18 protein-coding genes are annotated in these 18,929 nt (G+C 43.3%); 8 read left to right on the forward strand and 10 right to left on the reverse strand.

Annotated features, from left to right (window positions below; all coding sequences use genetic code 11):
- Positions 1-232: 232 nt before the first annotated feature.
- Both purH and purD read left to right on the forward strand, forming a co-directional pair.
- The gene (gene purH / locus PR761_RS16450; protein ID WP_039854505.1) at positions 233-1,822 is read left to right on the forward strand and encodes a bifunctional phosphoribosylaminoimidazolecarboxamide formyltransferase/IMP cyclohydrolase; all 1,590 of its coding nucleotides are present in this window, start codon (positions 233-235) and stop codon (positions 1,820-1,822) included.
- Between the two features lie 15 nt (positions 1,823-1,837).
- Positions 1,838-3,124, forward strand: coding sequence for a phosphoribosylamine--glycine ligase (gene purD, locus PR761_RS16455; RefSeq protein WP_154610844.1), 1,287 nt, complete (start codon positions 1,838-1,840; stop codon positions 3,122-3,124).
- Positions 3,125-3,373: 249 nt separating this feature from the next.
- Here purD and PR761_RS16460 read toward each other — a convergent pair whose 3' ends face one another.
- The 6 genes from PR761_RS16460 to nudC form a co-directional block, all read right to left on the reverse strand.
- Entirely contained in the window at positions 3,374-4,000 is a 627-nt protein-coding gene (locus PR761_RS16460) for a DUF1481 domain-containing protein (protein ID WP_154610845.1), read from the reverse strand.
- Positions 4,001-4,089: 89 nt separating this feature from the next.
- A complete protein-coding gene (locus tag PR761_RS16465) occupies positions 4,090-4,362 on the reverse strand; it encodes an HU family DNA-binding protein (RefSeq protein WP_006813653.1) in 273 nt (90 codons plus the stop codon).
- 198 nt (positions 4,363-4,560) lie between these two features.
- A complete protein-coding gene (locus PR761_RS16470; RefSeq protein WP_006813654.1) occupies positions 4,561-5,148 on the reverse strand; it encodes a YjaG family protein in 588 nt (195 codons plus the stop codon).
- A 74-nt stretch (positions 5,149-5,222) separates the two neighbouring features.
- Positions 5,223-5,894 carry a deoxyribonuclease V gene (gene nfi / locus PR761_RS16475; RefSeq protein WP_006813655.1) on the reverse strand — a complete coding sequence of 224 codons (672 nt, stop codon included), beginning with the start codon at positions 5,892-5,894 and terminating at the stop codon, positions 5,223-5,225.
- A 114-nt stretch (positions 5,895-6,008) separates the two neighbouring features.
- Positions 6,009-7,073 (reverse strand): uroporphyrinogen decarboxylase, encoded by a 1,065-nt coding sequence (gene hemE, locus PR761_RS16480; protein ID WP_006813656.1) that lies wholly within the window; start codon positions 7,071-7,073, stop codon positions 6,009-6,011.
- A gap of 88 nt (positions 7,074-7,161) precedes the next feature.
- A complete protein-coding gene (gene nudC, locus PR761_RS16485) occupies positions 7,162-7,950 on the reverse strand; it encodes an NAD(+) diphosphatase (RefSeq protein ID WP_006813657.1) in 789 nt (262 codons plus the stop codon).
- Positions 7,951-8,176: 226 nt separating this feature from the next.
- Between nudC and PR761_RS16490 the strand changes: the two genes are divergently transcribed.
- The 6 genes from PR761_RS16490 to PR761_RS16515 are packed head-to-tail and all read left to right on the forward strand — an operon-like array spanning position 8,177 to position 13,466.
- The gene (locus PR761_RS16490; protein ID WP_006813658.1) at positions 8,177-9,229 is read left to right on the forward strand and encodes an ABC transporter substrate-binding protein; all 1,053 of its coding nucleotides are present in this window, start codon (positions 8,177-8,179) and stop codon (positions 9,227-9,229) included.
- Between the two features lie 19 nt (positions 9,230-9,248).
- Complete coding sequence (locus PR761_RS16495) at positions 9,249-10,073, forward strand: alkaline phosphatase family protein (RefSeq protein ID WP_006813659.1); 825 nt, start codon at positions 9,249-9,251, stop codon at positions 10,071-10,073.
- A complete protein-coding gene (locus PR761_RS16500) occupies positions 10,066-10,971 on the forward strand; it encodes an ABC transporter permease (RefSeq protein WP_154610847.1) in 906 nt (301 codons plus the stop codon). The genes PR761_RS16495 and PR761_RS16500 overlap by 8 nt, the downstream gene beginning before the upstream one ends.
- Positions 10,958-11,773, forward strand: a complete 816-nt coding sequence (locus PR761_RS16505; protein WP_115163902.1) for an ABC transporter permease — start codon at positions 10,958-10,960, stop codon at positions 11,771-11,773. The genes PR761_RS16500 and PR761_RS16505 overlap by 14 nt, the downstream gene beginning before the upstream one ends.
- Positions 11,770-12,786 (forward strand): ABC transporter ATP-binding protein, encoded by a 1,017-nt coding sequence (locus tag PR761_RS16510; protein WP_006813662.1) that lies wholly within the window; start codon positions 11,770-11,772, stop codon positions 12,784-12,786. The genes PR761_RS16505 and PR761_RS16510 overlap by 4 nt, the downstream gene beginning before the upstream one ends.
- A 17-nt stretch (positions 12,787-12,803) precedes the next feature.
- Positions 12,804-13,466 carry an HAD family hydrolase gene (locus PR761_RS16515; protein ID WP_112836029.1) on the forward strand — a complete coding sequence of 221 codons (663 nt, stop codon included), beginning with the start codon at positions 12,804-12,806 and terminating at the stop codon, positions 13,464-13,466.
- Between the two features lie 90 nt (positions 13,467-13,556).
- On the opposite strand, the gene PR761_RS16520 is transcribed toward PR761_RS16515, so the two are convergent.
- The 4 genes from PR761_RS16520 to galK form a co-directional block, all read right to left on the reverse strand.
- Positions 13,557-15,188 carry a sodium/sugar symporter gene (locus PR761_RS16520; protein WP_154610848.1) on the reverse strand — a complete coding sequence of 544 codons (1,632 nt, stop codon included), beginning with the start codon at positions 15,186-15,188 and terminating at the stop codon, positions 13,557-13,559.
- 253 nt (positions 15,189-15,441) lie between these two features.
- The gene (locus PR761_RS16525; protein ID WP_006813665.1) at positions 15,442-16,440 is read right to left on the reverse strand and encodes a substrate-binding domain-containing protein; all 999 of its coding nucleotides are present in this window, start codon (positions 16,438-16,440) and stop codon (positions 15,442-15,444) included.
- Between the two features lie 197 nt (positions 16,441-16,637).
- A complete protein-coding gene (galM, locus tag PR761_RS16530) occupies positions 16,638-17,666 on the reverse strand; it encodes a galactose-1-epimerase (protein WP_006813666.1) in 1,029 nt (342 codons plus the stop codon).
- A gap of 47 nt (positions 17,667-17,713) precedes the next feature.
- Complete coding sequence (galK, locus tag PR761_RS16535) at positions 17,714-18,874, reverse strand: galactokinase (RefSeq protein ID WP_006813667.1); 1,161 nt, start codon at positions 18,872-18,874, stop codon at positions 17,714-17,716.
- Positions 18,875-18,929: the final 55 nt, after the last annotated feature.

Raw genomic sequence — 18,929 nt, forward strand, 5'->3', positions numbered from 1 at the left:
GCATTTTTTGATTCAACTGCTGCATTCCACAGCAAAACCCCTATTTATACCGATTTACACACAGAGTTATCCACAATGATGAAAAATAGTTAAAATAGTTCGCGCATTACGCAAACGTTTGCGCTACAATTGGCGCGAAAATTCAGCATTGATTTTATTTTGATGCTCTGAAATTGTTAGTGACTTATATATAGATATTGCTTTCTTTATCCAAATCCAAGGGATCTCTCTCATGCAACAGCTTCGTCCTATTCGTCGTGCCCTGCTCAGTGTCTCTGATAAAACAGGGGTTGTTGAATTCGCTAAGGCGCTTTCTCAGCGTGGTGTTGAACTGCTTTCTACTGGTGGAACCGCAAAGTTATTAGCAGAGCAAGGCCTAAAGGTCACTGAAGTTTCGGATTACACCGGTTTTCCTGAAATGATGGATGGTCGTGTTAAGACTCTGCACCCTAAAGTTCACGGTGGGATCTTAGGTCGTCGTGGTACCGATGACACAATCATGCAAGAACATGATATTGCCCCTATCGATATGGTGGTTGTAAACCTCTATCCTTTTGCTCAAACCGTAGCAAAACCAAACTGCACATTAGAAGATGCCGTTGAGAATATTGATATCGGCGGTCCAACCATGGTTCGCTCCGCCGCTAAGAACCATAAAGACGTTGCCATCGTCGTAAATAGCAATGATTACAATACAGTCATTGAAGAGATGGATAACTACGAAAACTCTTTAAATTGGTCAACACGTTTTGACTTAGCAATTAAAGCATTTGAACATACTGCCGCTTATGACAGCATGATTGCTAACTACTTTGGTGAGCTCGTTGCACCTTACCATGGTGACACTTCTCAGCCATCGGGTCGCTTTCCTCGTACCTTGAATCTTAACTTCATTAAAAAGCAAGATATGCGTTATGGTGAAAACAGCCATCAAGATGCCGCTTTCTATATAGAAGAGAATCCGAAGGAAGCGTCAATCGCTACTGCGACACAAATTCAAGGTAAAGCGCTTTCTTATAATAATATTGCTGATACCGATGCCGCTCTTGAATGTGTCAAATCTTTCGACGAACCAGCCTGCGTAATTGTTAAGCACGCTAACCCTTGTGGCGTAGCAATTGGCGATAATATTCATACCGCTTACGATAAAGCATTCAAAACTGATCCTACCTCCGCATTCGGTGGCATTATTGCGTTTAACCGCCAATTAGATAAAGCGACAGCGGAAGCCATTATTGAACGCCAATTTGTGGAAGTGATTATCGCACCTTCTATTGCTGAAGATGCGCTTCCTTCATTAGCAACAAAACAGAACGTTCGCGTTTTAGTTTGCGGAGAATGGAGCAAGCCAGTTGCAGGCTTAGATTTCAAACGTGTTAACGGTGGCTTATTAGTACAAGACCGTGACTTAGGCATGGTAACCGCCGACGATTTGCGTGTGGTGACTAAACGTCAGCCGACTGAGCGTGAATTAAAAGATGCCCTATTCTGCTGGAAAGTGGCTAAATTCGTGAAGTCGAATGCAATTGTTTATTCTAAGAATGATATGACTATCGGAATTGGCGCAGGGCAAATGAGCCGTGTGTACTCCGCGAAGATCGCAGGCATCAAAGCTGCGGATGAAGGTTTAGAAGTCGCGGGCTGTGCAATGGCATCTGATGCATTCTTCCCATTCCGTGATGGTATTGATGCCGCTGCCGCAGTTGGTGTAACGTGTGTTATCCAACCTGGTGGCTCTATCCGTGATAATGAAATCATCGATGCGGCTAATGAACATGGCATCGCAATGATCTTTACTAACATGCGTCATTTCCGTCATTAATTCTTAGGGGTTTTTATGAATATATTGATTATTGGTGGCGGCGGTCGTGAACATGCTTTAGCGTGGAAAGCAGCACAATCACCTTTAGCAGACAAAGTTTATGTTGCTCCAGGTAATGCAGGAACAGCGATTGAGCCAGCGTTAGAGAATGTTGATATTTCAGCGACGGATATCGATGGACTACTTCAATTTGCCAAGGATAAACAAATTGGCTTGACCATCGTAGGTCCTGAAGCGCCTTTAGTTATTGGTGTTGTTGATGCATTCAAGCAAGCTGGACTCACAATTTTTGGTCCAACTCAAGGTGCTGCACAACTTGAGGGCTCAAAAGCCTTTACCAAAGATTTCTTAGCTCGCCATAATATTCCAACAGCAGCGTATGAAAACTTTACTGAAGTTGAGCCCGCTCTCGCGTACTTAGATAAAGTCGGCGCACCGATTGTTATTAAAGCTGATGGCCTTGCCGCAGGTAAAGGCGTTATCGTTGCGATGACACTGCAAGAAGCTAAAGATGCGGTGCACGATATGCTGGCTGGAAATGCCTTTGGTGACGCGGGTCATCGTATCGTTATCGAGGAGTTTCTCGATGGTGAAGAAGCCAGTTTTATCGTGATGGTTGATGGTGAAAATGTCATTCCAATGGCAACCAGCCAAGATCATAAACGTGTTGGTGACGGTGATACAGGTTTAAATACTGGCGGAATGGGCGCTTATTCTCCAGCACCTGTCGTGACTGATGAAGTTCATCAGCGAGTCATGGAGCAAGTGATTTACCCTACGGTCAAAGGAATGGATCAGGAAGATAATCGTTATCAAGGCTTCTTATATGCAGGTTTGATGATTGATAAAGCCGGAAATCCGAAAGTCATTGAATTTAACTGCCGCTTTGGTGATCCTGAAACTCAGCCAATTATGATGCGCTTGCAGTCTGATTTAGTTGCACTGTGTTTAGCGGGCGCTAAAGGTGAGTTAGCAGGTAAAGATTCCCTATGGGATGAACGCCCTGCTCTAGGCGTTGTTATCGCCGCCGGTGGTTATCCGGGTGATTATCGCAACGGCGATGTCATTTCTGGTTTACCAACCAGCGAGGCTGCTGATAGTAAAGTATTCCACGCGGGTACCAAGTTAAATCAAGCAGGTGAAGTCGTTACTGCCGGTGGGCGCGTTCTATGCGTAACTGCATTAGGTAACGACATCGCAAAAGCCCAAGCTAAAGCTTATGAAGTTGCCAAAACCATCAATTGGTCTGACAGTTTCTATCGTAACGACATCGGCTACCGCGCCATCGCCCGCATTAAGTAATAAAACAAATAATAGAAACAAATAATAGAAACAAATAACCCACAAGCTGATAAGAGAAAACTTTTATCAGCTTTTTGCTTTTCTGTTTCTTGTTTTTGCCTTTGACCTTCACCCAGCCAATGGCTCTAAGTATTTCGAAGCATAGCTAGGCGGCAAGGTTACTTATGCCCAGGAGCATAGATAACTATGTGACTGGGTTAAGTCACCGAAGCCAACAACGCTAGGATTTGAAAGACGACGAGCGGTTATTTATAAACTATCTTTAGAAGGTTGCCAATTGCAGAAGTTAGTATCCGCCACCATCAAAAGCTGATTCCCTTCTGGCGACTCCAACCAAGCTAAATTCAGCTCTTTAGTCCACACTTTCGCGCGGTCATCCAACCATTTTTGTGCATAAGGTTCGAACGTTACTTTTCGTTCTTCGCCGCTACAAGTGGTAATTTTACCTTGCTGCCAGTGACCTTGGTGCAGTTCTACGCCGCCAACAATTAAAGCCGTATTCACATCGAGGATCCGTCCAGCTTCAAAGCGCCAACGGTTAATTTCATCAGGAGAAAGTGGGGATTTGATATTTTTTTGAGCTCGCTGCATAAACACAATTTCATTGTCTTTATTAAATCGCAATTGCTCGGTGATATTGTTGTCGCCTTGGTTTAAGACCTGGCTGCGGATCTGCCAAAGTTGACCATCACGATACTCAAAAAAATTGACTGAAGTGTCAGTTCGTTTAAAGGGGCTATACACCACCATTAAGACCAACGGCTGACTTTTCGCATCGTTGAGTCGCCACATTCGGATCACGCCATCATCGGCAATAAATCCACTCGCGCTAAACTCAGGTAATTGAGGCGAATGAGAAGAACAGGCGCTTAGCATTGAGATAGCTCCCAATACCAGCAACCTTTTGCGAATAAACAAAGGGGATAATGTAATACCCCCTCTGATAACTCTTATAGACAATGTACTTATTTTACAGCGTCTTTCAATGCTTTACCGGCAGAGAAAGCAGGTACAGTTGTCGCAGGAATTTGAATTTCTGCTTTAGTTTGTGGGTTACGACCGGTACGTGCTGCACGGTGGCTAACTTTAAAAGTACCGAAACCGACCAGTTGTACTGCTTCGCCTTTTTTCAGTGAATCTGAAATAGCGCTCAGAGTCGCTTCCAGAGCTGATTTAGCTTGGGTTTTAGTCAGATCTGTAGATTCTGCGATAGCATCAACTAATTCAGTCTTGTTCATAAATTATCCTTACACAGTGTGTTTATCGTTTGCAAAGCATCGAGTGCGTCGGATATGCCAGATTGACAGCCCTGATACACGCCCCCGATAGCCACTTCTTCTCGCCCCTCAATGTAGACCAGAGTAGGGGTAAATGTGAAGTCTTAGTACACAGCATTACTGCTTCAAGTCACGTTTTCACGCATAAAAACGCAAATTTTAGTCTACAGTGATGCCAATGTTGCTGACACCCGCTTCGCGGAGGTCAGATTTTAATCCTTTAATTAATTCTAAGTCCCGTTCTTCGCAAGCTGCCAATAAACGGAAAATATCCCATTGAATGTCCCACTCTTCTTCTACAGCAGGCACATCTTTTAATTCTTCATCAGTCATTTCCCGCCCTGCTTGGGTCATTTCAAGCATGGCAACTGTACGGATGGAGGCTTCACTCACTAAAATTGCGTGCTCAAGCGTTTCGCCACTCAGTTTTGCATGAACGAGTTCACCTAAAGCAATGCAAGCGTCGATAGCGGGATACACACCATACATATCGAAGTCATCAGCTACTGGAATAATTTCTTCTAACTTTTCTAACTGACTGTCGAAATTGACTTTGCTATCTTTGATAACCAAGGTTTCCCAAACTAAATCTAGAATGGAGCGATAAACCTTCGCATCAGCAAATTCAGTTTGCTGACAAAACATCTGATAGTTGGGATACATTCTTTCGCACAGGCATGCCATAAATGTCATATGCTGCCAGGCTTCTAGCTTCTCCAACCTCAAATGAATAGGATTTCTTAACATAATTTCTGACTCATCAATCTTAATACTTCGCAGTTTACCTGAAAATCAGCCAATGCCACATATTTTGCTGATAATTAGCCAATTTTCTCATTCATTCGCTTAAAAAACGTTCGATTCGAAGCGATTCCGTCAGCCATACGGGTGGGTTCTGGTAATCTATACCCTTGAATACACCCTTTTACCCATGCTAGCGAGGAAATAAAACTCACTTTGTGACCCGGTGAAACATATAAAGGATTACAGCGTTTTTTACTCCGATATACCCATCCGAGCTGTTCATCCCCCAACCTTAACATTTGGACACTTTCAGGTTCAGGATCAAGCTCGACGTTATCACCACATAATCGGCTTTTTGCAACCCCAATGGTGGGAACATCCGCAAGTAATCCAAAGTGACACGCCACACCGAAACGCCGAGGATGCGCAATACCTTGCCCATCCACCAGCACTAAATCAGGTTTCTGCTTTATTTGCGACCAAGCCGCCATTAGCCCAGGAACCTCACGAAAAGAGAGTAACCCCGGAATATAAGGCAATTGTGTTGGTATACGTGCGATTTGATACTCAATCAATTTAAGTTCAGGCCATGACAGCACGACAATCACTGCACGAGTGATAGCCCCATCCTGCTCAAATCCAACATCTGCTCCACCAATAAAATGGGGAGTCGCAAAATCATCCTGTAAAATGATGCGTTGTGCTAGCTGGGTTTGCTGTTGCCGTAATTGCTGAGTATCTAAAACCATAGTACGACCGCTGCTTAGTGAGTTTTAATCATAGATGCTAATGGTGTATTTACAACACGCTGTAAATACACCATTCATTTTGAGATGCAAAGTGAGATAGAACCTGCGTTCTATCTACTGATGGTACTGGCGGGAAAAACGGTGCACTGCATCGACAAAAGTACCCGCATGCTCCGGCTGAACGTCTTGATGGATACCATGTCCTAAGTTGAAGACGTGCCCTTCTCCTTGACCGAAGCCTTTTAGAATATGCTGCACTTCTTCTTCAATACGAGCAGGAGGCGCATATAACATTGAAGGATCCATATTACCTTGTAGAGCCACTTTATCCCCAACACGGCGACGGGCATCTGCAATTTCAGTTGTCCAGTCCAGACCGAGTGCATCACAACCTGTTGCTGCCATCTCTTCTAACCATTGACCGCCACCCTTAGTAAATAACGTTACAGGCACACGGCGACCGTCATTTTCACGAATTAAACCATCAACAATTTTATGCATGTAGTGCAGGGAGAATTGCAGATAATCACGCTTGGTCAGCACTCCGCCCCATGTATCAAAAATCATCAGCGATTGTGCACCTGCACGGATTTGTGCGTTCAGATACAAAATCACGCTATCCGCTAACTTATCAAGAAGCAGATGCAGCGTCGTTGGATCTTCATACATCATTTTTTTGATTTTAGTGAATGCTTTACTGCTACCGCCTTCGACCATATAAGTTGCTAATGTCCATGGGCTTCCGGAGAAACCAATCAGCGGGACATCCCCATTCAGTGCCTTACGGATCGCGCGCACCGCATCCATCACATAGCCAAGTTCCATTTCTGGATCGGGAATAGGGATATTTTTAACATCTGCGGCATTCTTGATTGGCTTTTCAAAACGAGGACCTTCCCCAGTTTCGAAATAAAGCCCAAGCCCCATTGCATCAGGGATAGTTAAAATATCAGAGAATAAAATTGCGGCGTCTAATGGAAAACGACGAAGTGGCTGTAACGTGACTTCACACGCTAACTCAGTATTTTTACACAAAGCAATAAAATCACCAGCTTCTGCGCGGGTTGCTTTATATTCTGGTAGGTAACGCCCGGCTTGACGCATCATCCATACTGGGGTTACATCTACAGGCTGACGTAGCAACGCACGTAGATAGCGGTCATTTTTTAACTCAGTCATTATTTACTCCATTATTATTGTGGCCGCCGCAAATGGCTAAGGCGCCGCATTATATCAGCAAAGGGAAACAATATCAGCGATCCTGCCTTTAGCGATTCTCTTCATCATATTGACGGCATAAAACCACAGTATCTTCAATCAAACGCCTTGCGATGGTATCTCCCGGTGGGATCATTGGCAGATCGTTATAGTGATACCAATCGGCACGAATCAGTTCATTCGGATCGACCTTAATATCGCCACTATCATAATCGGCTAAAAAACCCATCATTAATGAATGTGGGAATGGCCAAGGTTGGGAGGAAACATAGCGAATATTACGAACCTTAATATTGCTCTCTTCCATCACTTCACGAGCAACGGCCTCTTCTAGCGTTTCCCCAACTTCGACAAAACCCGCAAGCACTGTAAATAGTGGATTTTGCGAATGACGGCGATGTTGAGCCAGCAAGATATGGTCATCACGGCGGATACCCACAATAATGCAAGGTGCTATTTGTGGATAATAACGTTCATGACAATGGTCACATAAGCATGCCCATTCTGTTGGGCTATGGCGCATTGCGGTACCACAATAACCGCAATAACGGTGTGAACGATAAAACTCAGCCAGCTGTACTCCGCGTCCCGCCAAGCGAAATAAGCCTTCATCTTGAGCGGTTACCATCCGTGGAGATCCCATATCTGCTGGCATTTTTTCTGCTATCAGCCAAACTACTTCGCCTTGCCACTCACCAATTGGCGTTGCCACTTTTCCGGTTAACCCATACTGGTTGGCATTTCCTCTCGGTACATCCCCTTTTGGCAGCCATAAACGACCGGCAAAACAGACAAACCACCAGCCACTTTCCGTTCCTGCTAATGTGAATTTATTCATCGTTAATATCTGTATTAGATCCTTTTGTTGCCGTTAAAGATACGCTTGTTTTATAGATTGTCACATAACCGTTTTATTCGTCATCTTAGTTTGTGCAGTTTGACACTTTTTAGACATTTTAAAGTCACGATGTACAAAAAGTGTCACACAACCGTCAACTCATTGTCACCTTCAAAAATTAGCATGCTAAGCAACCAATACGGCTCCTCTTATAGAGATAAATAAAATGAAAGCTATCGTACCGGCAATTTTACTGTCACTCAGCGCGTCTCAAATGGCTTTTGCAGCAGACAGCGATTTAACCAAACTTATCGAAGCAGCAAAGAAAGAAGGTCAAGTTTATAGCGTGGGGATGCCTGATACATGGGCAAACTGGAAAGGCACATGGCAAGATTTATCCAGCCAGTACGGCTTAAAACACCAAGATACCGATATGAGCTCCGCACAAGAAATCGCGAAATTTGCCGCTGAAAAAAGTAATGCAACGGCAGATATCGGCGATGTCGGTGCCTCTTTTGGTCCCGTAGCGGTACAAAAAGGGGTAACACAACCTTATAAACCGACGACTTGGTCACAAGTTCCTGATTGGGCAAAAGATAAAGATGGCCATTGGGCACTGGCGTATACCGGAACTATCGCTTTTATGATTAACAAAGATTTAGTCAAAGAAGCCCCGGCAAGTTGGGACGACCTGCTAAAAGGCAAATACAAAGTTACTGTGGGTGATGTGGGGATCGCAGCCCAAGCAAATAATGCCGTCTTAGCTGCCGCTTTTGCACGTGGGGGCGATGAAAATAACCTGCAACCTGCCATTGAATTTTTCGGTGAACTCGCAAAACAAAAAAGACTTTCCGTCAATGATCCAACCGTAGCTAACATCGAAAAAGGCGAAGTCGAAGTCGGTATTCTTTGGGATTTCAACGCATTGAATTACCGTGACCAAATCAACCGCGACCGCTTTATCGTCGTGATCCCATCCGATGGTAGCGTCATTTCGGGTTACACCACCATCATCAATAAATACGCCAAAAACCCAAATGCCGCTAAGTTAGCCCGTGAATTTATCTTCAGCGATAAAGGCCAAATCAACCTTGCCGAAGGTTATGCACGTCCAATTCGTGCTCAATACCTTACGCTGCCAGCAGATATTCAAGCCAAACTGTTACCGGATGAGCAATACAAAAATGTTCACCCAATTAAAGATGCGCAAGCGTGGGAAAAATCATCACGTAATTTACCAAAAATGTGGCAGCAACAAGTGCTGATCCACCAGCAATAATTTAGGAAGCAACAGTCTGATGTCTGAGAAAGTCATACTTGTTGTTCTAGACGGTTTAAGTTATTCAGTAGCCCATCAATGCATGGGCTATCTCAATGGTCTTATCAAAACCGGTAGTGCAACACTTTATAAAATGGAGTGTGAGCTCCCATCCATGTCGCGCCCGTTATACGAATGTATTTTAACGGGTGTACCTCCGGTCAAAAGTGGCATCGTCAACAACGAGATTGTGCGCTTATCTCACTTTGACAGTATTTTTTCCCTGGCTCATAAAGCCGGGAAAATCACGGCAGCAGCGGCTTATTATTGGGTCAGCGAATTGTATAATCGAGCTCCTTTTGATGCCAACCGCGACCGCTTTACCCACGATACACAGTTACCGATTCAATATGGCTGCTTTTACCAAGCTGACCATTATCCCGATGACCACCTGTTTATGGATGCAGAGTATTTACGAACCCAGTATTCCCCAGATTTTTTATTAATCCATCCAATGAACATTGACGATACTGGGCACAAATTTGGTTTTGATTCCCCACAATATCGTAATGTGGCCCGTAAAGCTGACGTGACCCTATCCCACTACATACCTGCGTGGATGGAACAAGGTTATCAAATCATAATTACCAGCGATCACGGCATGAATAACGATCGTAGCCATGGTGGAATTTTACCCGAAGAACGCGAAATCCCGTTATTCACCATTGGTAACCATTTTTCCCATCAATCTCATGCTGCAATTGAGCAAACGGCTATTTGCGGCACAATTTGCCAGTTACTTGATGTTCCCCATCCAAACAAAACTGTTTGTGATGACTTACTCACCGAGGTGACTCATGGCTGATATCCCCGCCGACTGCGCACAGACCCATCCAAAAACGGAGGGCATAATAATGACTAAAAAACCATTCGCGCGTTTTCATTGGCAAGCCGCACTGTTAATCGTGCCGTTCATCCTACTGTTTTGCTTATTCCAAATTGCCCCTATGATTTGGGTGCTGTTTAACAGCTTCATTTATGAAGAAGCTTGGTCTTTCGATAATTACTTTGAAATCTTCACTAATGATTTTTATCTGCAAGCTTTTGAAAATACGATTTGGCTATCCTTAATTTGCAGCGTGGTTGGTTTATTGATAGCCAGCATCACCGCTTTTTCCATCTACAAAATGCAGGGAAAAGTACGCAATTTGATGATTTCATTTACGACAATGGCGAGCAACTTTAGTGGCGTACCTCTGGCTTTCGCCTTTATCATCATTTTGGGCTTCAACGGTGCAATTACTCTGCAATTAAAAGCGTGGGGATGGATTGATGATTTTAATATTTATAGCGCCAGTGGGTTAATGCTGCTGTATATCTACTTTCAAATCCCGCTGGGTGTTTTATTGCTATACCCTGCGTTTGATGCCCTTAAACCTGAATGGGAAGATGCCGCCAAAACCATGGGAGCCAGTAAGTTCACGTACTGGATGAAAGTGGGAATTCCGGTGATAGCTCCCGCATTGCTCGGTACTTTTATTATTCTCGTGGCAAATGCGGTGGGGGCTTATGCCAGCACTTACGCATTAACCAGCGGTAACTACAATCTTGTTACCATCCGTATTGCCAGCTTGGTTTCCGGTGATCTTTTCCTCGAACCCAATATGGCTGCGGCAATTTCTGTACTGCTGATTGCTATTCTAGGTTTCATTACGGCTATCCACCATTGGCTATTAAAGCGGAGCTACCATGCTAAGTCCTAATCTCCGTACCTCAAAAACGCCGAGCTTACTGTTTCATAAAATCGTGCTGAGCAGTGTGGCTGCTATCCTCGCCTTGCCAATTATTGCCACGTTTATTTACTCCATTTCGAGTTCGTGGGGTGCGACCATTTTACCTGATGCATTATCCGTAAAATGGTATCTGCAACTGTGGCAAGATCCACGATTTTTAATGGCATTTGGGCGATCGCTACTGATCTGTTTTGGTACGTTATTGATCAGTACCTTAGTGATCTTACCGATGACCTTTGCGGTGTTTTACCGTTTTCCAAAGCTGAAAGGCGTGATGGATTTACTGATCATTTTGCCATTCGCGATCCCTCCGGTGGTTTCTTCGGTGGGTTTATTGCAAATCTTTGCTGATGAGCCGTTCATGTTGGTGGGAACCCCGTGGATTTTAATCGGAACTTATTTCACCATTACGCTGCCTTTTATGTACCGTGCACTGGCGAACAGTTTTCAAGGTATTAATCTTCATGACTTAATGGATGCCGCACATCTGTTAGGTGCCAGTACTTTCAAAGCCTTCTTAATGATTGTGCTACCCAATATCCGAAAAGGATTGTTAGTTTCCCTGCTGATTTCATTCTCATTTCTAATGGGCGAGTTTGTATTTGCCAATATCTTGGTCGGTACCCGTTATGAAACCCTGCAAATTTATCTGTTTAATATGCGCCAAACTAGCGGACACTTTACTTCTGCATTGGTGATGTCCTATTTCATTTTTACGTTGCTGCTCACTTGGTTAGCAACGCGATTAAACCGTGCTGGAGATGAACAATGAGCTACGTCATTGCTGAAAACTTAACAAAATCCTTTGGTCAGAATCAGGTATTCTCTGATATCCAGTTTACGGTCGAAAAAGGGGAGTTTATTACTCTACTCGGTCCAAGTGGCTGTGGAAAATCTACCCTACTGCGCTGCATCGCGGGTCTGGAACAACCCGATAGCGGTGAGCTGTATATTAATCGCCAAAATATTACCCATCAGCCAGCTCAACAGCGCGGTGTCGGAATGGTGTTCCAAAGCTACGCATTGTTCCCCAATATGACCGTTGCGGAGAATATCGCCTTTGGGTTGAAAATGCGCAAAGTCTCTGGGCAAGAAAGAGAAAAAGCCGTTGCGGATGTCATTGAGATGGTGGAACTGCAAGGCAAAGAAAACCAGTATCCTCATCAACTATCTGGTGGTCAGCGCCAACGTGTTGCCCTCGCCCGCGCATTGGTAATGAAGCCGCAAATTTTATTACTTGATGAGCCTTTATCCGCCTTGGATGCCCGTATTCGTAAACATCTGCGTCAGCAAATTCGTGAAATTCAGCGGGAATTAGGTTTAACCACTATTTTCGTTACTCACGACCAAGACGAAGCGATGATTATGTCCGACCGCATTTTTTTAATGAATAAAGGCGCAATTATTCAAAGCGATACTGCAGAAAATATCTATACTCAACCCGCAACGGAATTTGTTGCGCGTTTTATGGGGCATTACAATTTAGTTGATGCAGAAAAAGCCAATGGAATGTTGGGCGTGAATTTAAACGGCACGCTCGCTATTCGCCCTGAGTCTATTTATGTACGGGAAGTTGGACGCCAGTATGGCACTCATATTTCGGCTCCAGTTGATGCCGTTATCCTTGACCATCAATTATTAGGGAATATCATTCGCTACAGCGTGAATACACCTGCAGGAGATATGACCGTGGATTTACTCAATCGTTCTTCTGAACGGTTATTTGAACCGGGCACTCGCCTTGAACTGATGTTTAATAAAAATGAAATTCGTGCTCTAAGTTAGTTAGCCAAAGGAATACCATGCAAAACCAATTAGCCATCTTTGATTTAGACGATACGCTGATCCAAGGAGACAGCAGTGTGCTGTGGACCCAATACCTTTGGGATAAAAAAATCATCAGTGACCCACGTTTTGTCGAAGCAGATAAAGCTATGATGGAGCAGTACAATACTGGCAATTTAGATATGGCGACTTATTTGCAGTTTAACCTGCAAACCCTGAATGGAATTAAGGTAGAGCAAGTTGACCAATGGCTGGATGATTTTGTGGATACCATTATTATTCCTCGTGTTTATCCCGAGGGATTGAGCACGGTAGCCTCTTACCGATCCCAAGGGATCCCGATCATTGTGATCTCGGCAACTGTCTCGTTTATTGTGAAAAAAATCGCCGATCGTCTCGGTGCAGATGTAGCGATGGGGATTGATATCAAGCAATCAAATGGCTGTTACTCCACTGAAATTGACGGTATTCCAACGTTTAAAGAAGGCAAAGTGAAGCGCTTGACTCAATGGCTCGCTCACCAACCAATCACAGATGCCTACATTTATTTCTATACTGATTCTGCCAATGACCTACCAATGTGCCAATTTGCCGACGAAACTTTCATCGTCAACGGCGACCCACGCTTGCTTCAAGCTGCCAATGAAAATCACTGGCCACAATATACGTGGCGTTTGTAAGTTTTAATTTTTATCGATAAAAAACCAAAGGGCAGCTCGATGGCTGCCCTTTGTGATCATGATAAATAATGATTCATTTATATTAATGAATTACCACAGCAAGGCATACAGCGCACATAGAATGACCATAATGATATACGATGCAATATTAAAACCTGCTGATGTTTTAAATGTTTCTGAGGTTAAAATTATTGCGCCTTTACTATCATCCTCTTTTGACGTTGTCAGACTAATCAACCCGATAACTACCGCAGTAAAGAAGAAGGTGTACATCATTTGATCAAGGAATGGCATGCCTAAAGGCATTAATTTCAGGAACAATGCAAATGGAATGGAAAGTAAAACACCGATGATTGCGCCTTTCGCATTGGTTTTTTTCCAAAATAGACCTAATAAGAATACGGCTAAAATACCTGGGCTAACTAACCCTGTATATTCTTGAATATATTGGAAAGCTTGCCCAATGTTGCCTAATAATGGTGCAATAAAGCAAGCCACAATCAGTGCAACAACTGCACTAATACGCCCCACATTCACGAGTTTATGATCTTCCGTTGCAGGTGCAATGTATTCCTTATAGATATCCATCGTGAAAATGGTTGCCACTGAGTTCAGCATCGAAGCCAATGAAGATACTATCGCAGCAGCCAACGCAGCGAATACAATACCTTTTGCGCCAACAGGTAAGAATTGTGTTAACCAAGGATAAGCTTTATCTGCCTGAGCTAATGTAGGCATATGTGCTTGTGCCGTTTCCCCTAAACCTGCCAGTAGCGCAGGATCAGAAACGATAACATAAGCAGCAATACCCGGAACAACCACGAGTATAGGCACAATCAACTTCATAAACGCGGCAAAAACTAACCCTTTTTGTGCTTCACCAATGGATTTAGCCGCTAAAGCACGCTGAATAATATATTGGTTAAAACCCCAATAATACAAGTTAGCAACCCATAACCCACCGATTAGAACAGCAATACCAGGTAAGTTACTAAACTGTGGATTATCCGGACTTAAAATCATTTCAAAGTGAGCTGGCGCTTCATCCGCCATACGACTCATACCGGCAAAAATACCGGCATCACCACCGATATAACTCACCGCCATAATAGTGGTTAAGAACCCACCCAAGATCAAAAAGAATACTTGTACAACGTCTGTCCATGCCACCGCGGACAAACCACCATAAAGAGAATATACCACCGCAAACAAAGCTAACCCCAAAATCGCGTAATGCATTGGGATACCAAGAATAGTTTGCAGAGCCAGAGCCCCAAGATACAGTACAGATGTTAAATTAACAAAGATAAACAGTGCTAACCAGAATACAGCCAAAATGGTTTTTAATGTCCGATTGAAGCGTTTTTCAACAAATTCAGGGATGGTAAAAATACCTTTATCAATAAAGACTGGCATAAAATATTTTGCCACGATGATCAATGTCAGTGCAGCCATCCATTCATATGATGCGATAGCCAACCCGATAGAGAAACCCGAGCCTGACATACCAATAAATTGTTCCGCAGAAATATTCGCTGCAATTAATGAGGAACCTATTGCCCACCAAGGCAAAGTCTTTCCTGCAAGGAAATAATCTTTCGTCCCTTTTTTCTGCCCATTTTTATCTCGGGATACCCAAAGCCCAACGGTGACTATGATTAGCACATACAAGGCAAAAACCCCGTAGTCTAGTGTGCTTAATCCAATACCTGCTGTCTGCATAATAAAATTCCTTAGCCAAATGATAACGGCGCCAGTGTAAACGTTACCACAATAATTAGCCGTTACTTGAATCACATATTAACACTAAATATTTAACACATTTAGATTAACAAAAATAGAACGATAATCTATTTTATCTATTGATTTACAAGGATTTAAATAATATTGATAAGGTTTGGGGTTATTAACTAATGATAAGGTTGTTGAACGCCATCACAAATAAATGATAACGTTTACATTGATAAAAAAGGAGTTAGAGAGGGCGAACAGAATTACGCTGAACTAATGTCGGTGAATAGACTAAATTTTCATCTGGGATCGTTTCTTCCCGAGCCAAAGCCAATGCTAGCTGTGTGGCTCGCTCTGCCATCATTTGAATGGGATAACGAATAGTTGTTAAGCGAGGATGAATATAGCGAGCAATGAGAACGTCATCAAAACCGATAACCGACACTTGTTCTGGCGAAGAAATATCGTTTTCATCTAAAACTGCAATCGCACCCGCGGCCATAAAATCGTTGTAGCCGACCACCGCGGTAATATCTAACGATTTAATCAATAATTTGGTCATAGCGAGTTCACCACCTTCTCCCGACGGCTCACCATATTCCACATAACTTTCTGGTAACTCAACACCGTGATTTTTCAATGCATCTCGATAACCGAGCAAACGCTGAGCGGCATCCTCTATTTGATGATTTGAAGAGATATACGCGATTTTTTTATGACCTTGACGAATAAGGTGCTCCGTCGCCAGATAAGCCCCTTTATAGTTATTCAACGAAATACAGCGATTAGCAATTTTTTCAATGCGTCGGTTGATCAAGACCATACTGGGCACTTCTTTCGCGTATGCTATCAGCTCTTCATCCTCCAGCGCTTTTGAATGAATAATCAAAGCATCACAACGATTGTTGATCAGTAATTCAATCGATTGTCGCTCTTCTTTCGCATTATGGTAACCATTACAAATCAGGATATGTTTACCATTTTTATGCGCTACTGCATCAACGGCTTTGACCATTACACCAAAAAAAGGGTCAGAGACATCGTTAACTAATACACCAATGGTATTTGAGCTTTGGTTCACTAATGCGCGAGCGGCGGCATTGGGCCTATAACCCAGTTTATTCATTGCTTGTTGAACGGATGCTATCGAGGCCTGACTTGCCTTAGGAGATAGGTTGAGCACGCGAGAAACCGTTGCAACAGACACCCCTGCTTCCCGTGCTACATCTTTTATTGTCGCCATTGTACACCTCAATATTCACGATAAGTTTATTAAACAACAGGCTGTATTTAAAAACAATGTGTTAGCGTTTAAACAATGGGCTAAATCATTTTAAATAACGATGGCTAACGTTTCGCGATATAAAAAAATAAAGCACCGTCATATTGCGGTGCTTGGGAATACATCAGCCACTGGCTTATTTATTAGAAAATAAAAAATTAAAAAATAAATTGGTAACGCGTTTGGCTTGTATAAGTTTGATTAGGGTAGGAAATACCACTCCACGGCTCCCCCCACTCTGGATGATTGACTGCATCCGGTGGAAATTGCGTTTCAAATGCAATACCTGAAAAAGGGGTGTATACCTTTGTTTTTCCTGTTACATCAATAAGGTAATTACCCGTATATAGCTGCATAGCAGGCATTGTCGTCATCATATTCATGCGTACATCACCATCTGGAGATAATAACGACGCAGCAACGCTCTTTCCATCAACCACCGAAGGTTCCAATATCAACGTATGGTCATATCCCCCAGCACGTCGTTGGTCTTCATCTTGCAAAAAATCACGGCTAATACGCTTACTTTGCCTAAAGTCAAAATTAGTTTCGGTGACATCGCGCCATTCACCAGTTGGAATCCCCTCTTTATTGGTGGGTAAAAAATGGGTTCCATAGATTTGTAAATCATGCTCTAACACCGTTTTGTCAGAACCTTCTCCTGCCAAATTAAAATAAGCATGATTGGTGAGATTAACAGGGCATAGCTGGTCGACTCGGTGTTGATAATCAATGATGACCTGATTATCATCAGTCAGTTCATAGCTCACCTCAACCCACAGTTTCCCCGGAAATCCTTGGTCGCCATCAGCGGAAGTTAGCGTAAAAATGGCCTGCTGTGAATTTGGCTGTGTAACCGCCCATAGACGGTAGCTAAAATTATCTTTTCCACCATGCAAGCAATGCTCGCCTTGGTTACTCGTCACCGAATACACCTTATCGTTCAAGGTGAATGACCCATTGGCGATACGATTAGCGACACGCCCAACCGTTGCCCCCAAATAAACAGATTGTTCCATTTGTGAAGCTATGTTTGGTGAACCTAAGACAACATCGCGCTTTCCCGTGGAGAGCGGTAATATACAGCTCATCCAGCTAGCACCAAACGTCGTCAATCTAATTTCCATTCCACTTTGATTTATCAGCGTAATTTCTTTTGGTGCATCCGATTCTTTAGAAATCTGCATATTCTTCCAGCCGTAACCTGATTGATGCTTAATAACTTAAAACGTGATTAACTCGCAACGAAAACCCCAGCCCCTGCACTTGGCTGACAGACATAAATATCTTCTTTTAACCCAGTCATAGTCTGGTATTGGGCTTCTACCGCAGCTTTAACTGGCTCAACGAGCTGCTGTTTCATTACCGCAACAACACAGCCGCCAAATCCACCTCCGGTCATGCGTACACCGCCTTGATCGCCTAAAACAGATTTGACGATATCCACTAATATGTCGATTTCTTTAACCGTGATTTCGAAATCATCCCGCATAGAAACATGGGATTCTGCCATGAGCTGGCTCAGTAATAGCAAATTGTTTTCTGTTAATGCTTTTGCAGCCGCCAGTGTACGGGCATTTTCCGTAATAACATGTTTAGCCCGCTTGGCAACTAATGGGTCGAGTTGGTTCTGCTTTTGAGTAAACTCATCCAGCGTAATATCACGTAATGCTTTGACTGAAAACTGCGTTGCGGCAGCTTCACATTGCTGACGACGAGTATTGTATTCACTGTCGACTAAGCCACGTTTTTTATTGGAGTTGATGATCATCACAACCAAATCATCAGGCACGGGAATTGGGTAAACTTCTAAGCTACGGCAATCTATTAGTAAAGCATGCTCTGCATCACCGCTGGCAGAAATGAGTTGGTCCATAATCCCACAGTTGCACCCAACAAATTGGTTTTCAGCTTGTTGACCATTAAGTGCAATCTCTTGTTGGCTAATATCAAGTTGATACAGCTCTTTAATCGTTTGCCCAATAACGACCTCTAAAGAGGCTGAAGAACTGAGCCCAGCACCTTGAGGAACATTGCCACTCACCGCAATGTCACAGCCGCCGAATTCAAAGCCTCTTTGTAATAAAAATTTGATCACGCCTCGAATGTAGTTTGCCCACATTTTTCCCGGTAAAAAAGTGATCTCATCATCCAAGCTAAATTCATCGCCATCGTTAGCATAATCTGCAGCAACCACTCGAATAATTCGGTCATTACGTTTTTTTGCTGCTGTCATGGTTTGATAGTCAATAGCGCAGGGAAGGACAAAACCGTCATTATAATCAGTGTGTTCACCAATAAGATTAACGCGTCCAGGGGCTTGAACATAGGTATCCGGTTGGTACCCAAATACGTATTGAAAAGCATTTTCAACCGTCTTTTGTAATTTATCCATTGAATAGGTTCCTAAATTTTCAAATTATTCGAACTGCTTAAATAAGCTAATAATT

It is taken from the genome of Providencia sp. PROV210 (assembly GCF_028479445.1).
GTDB classification, from domain to species: Bacteria; Pseudomonadota; Gammaproteobacteria; order Enterobacterales; family Enterobacteriaceae; genus Providencia; species Providencia rustigianii.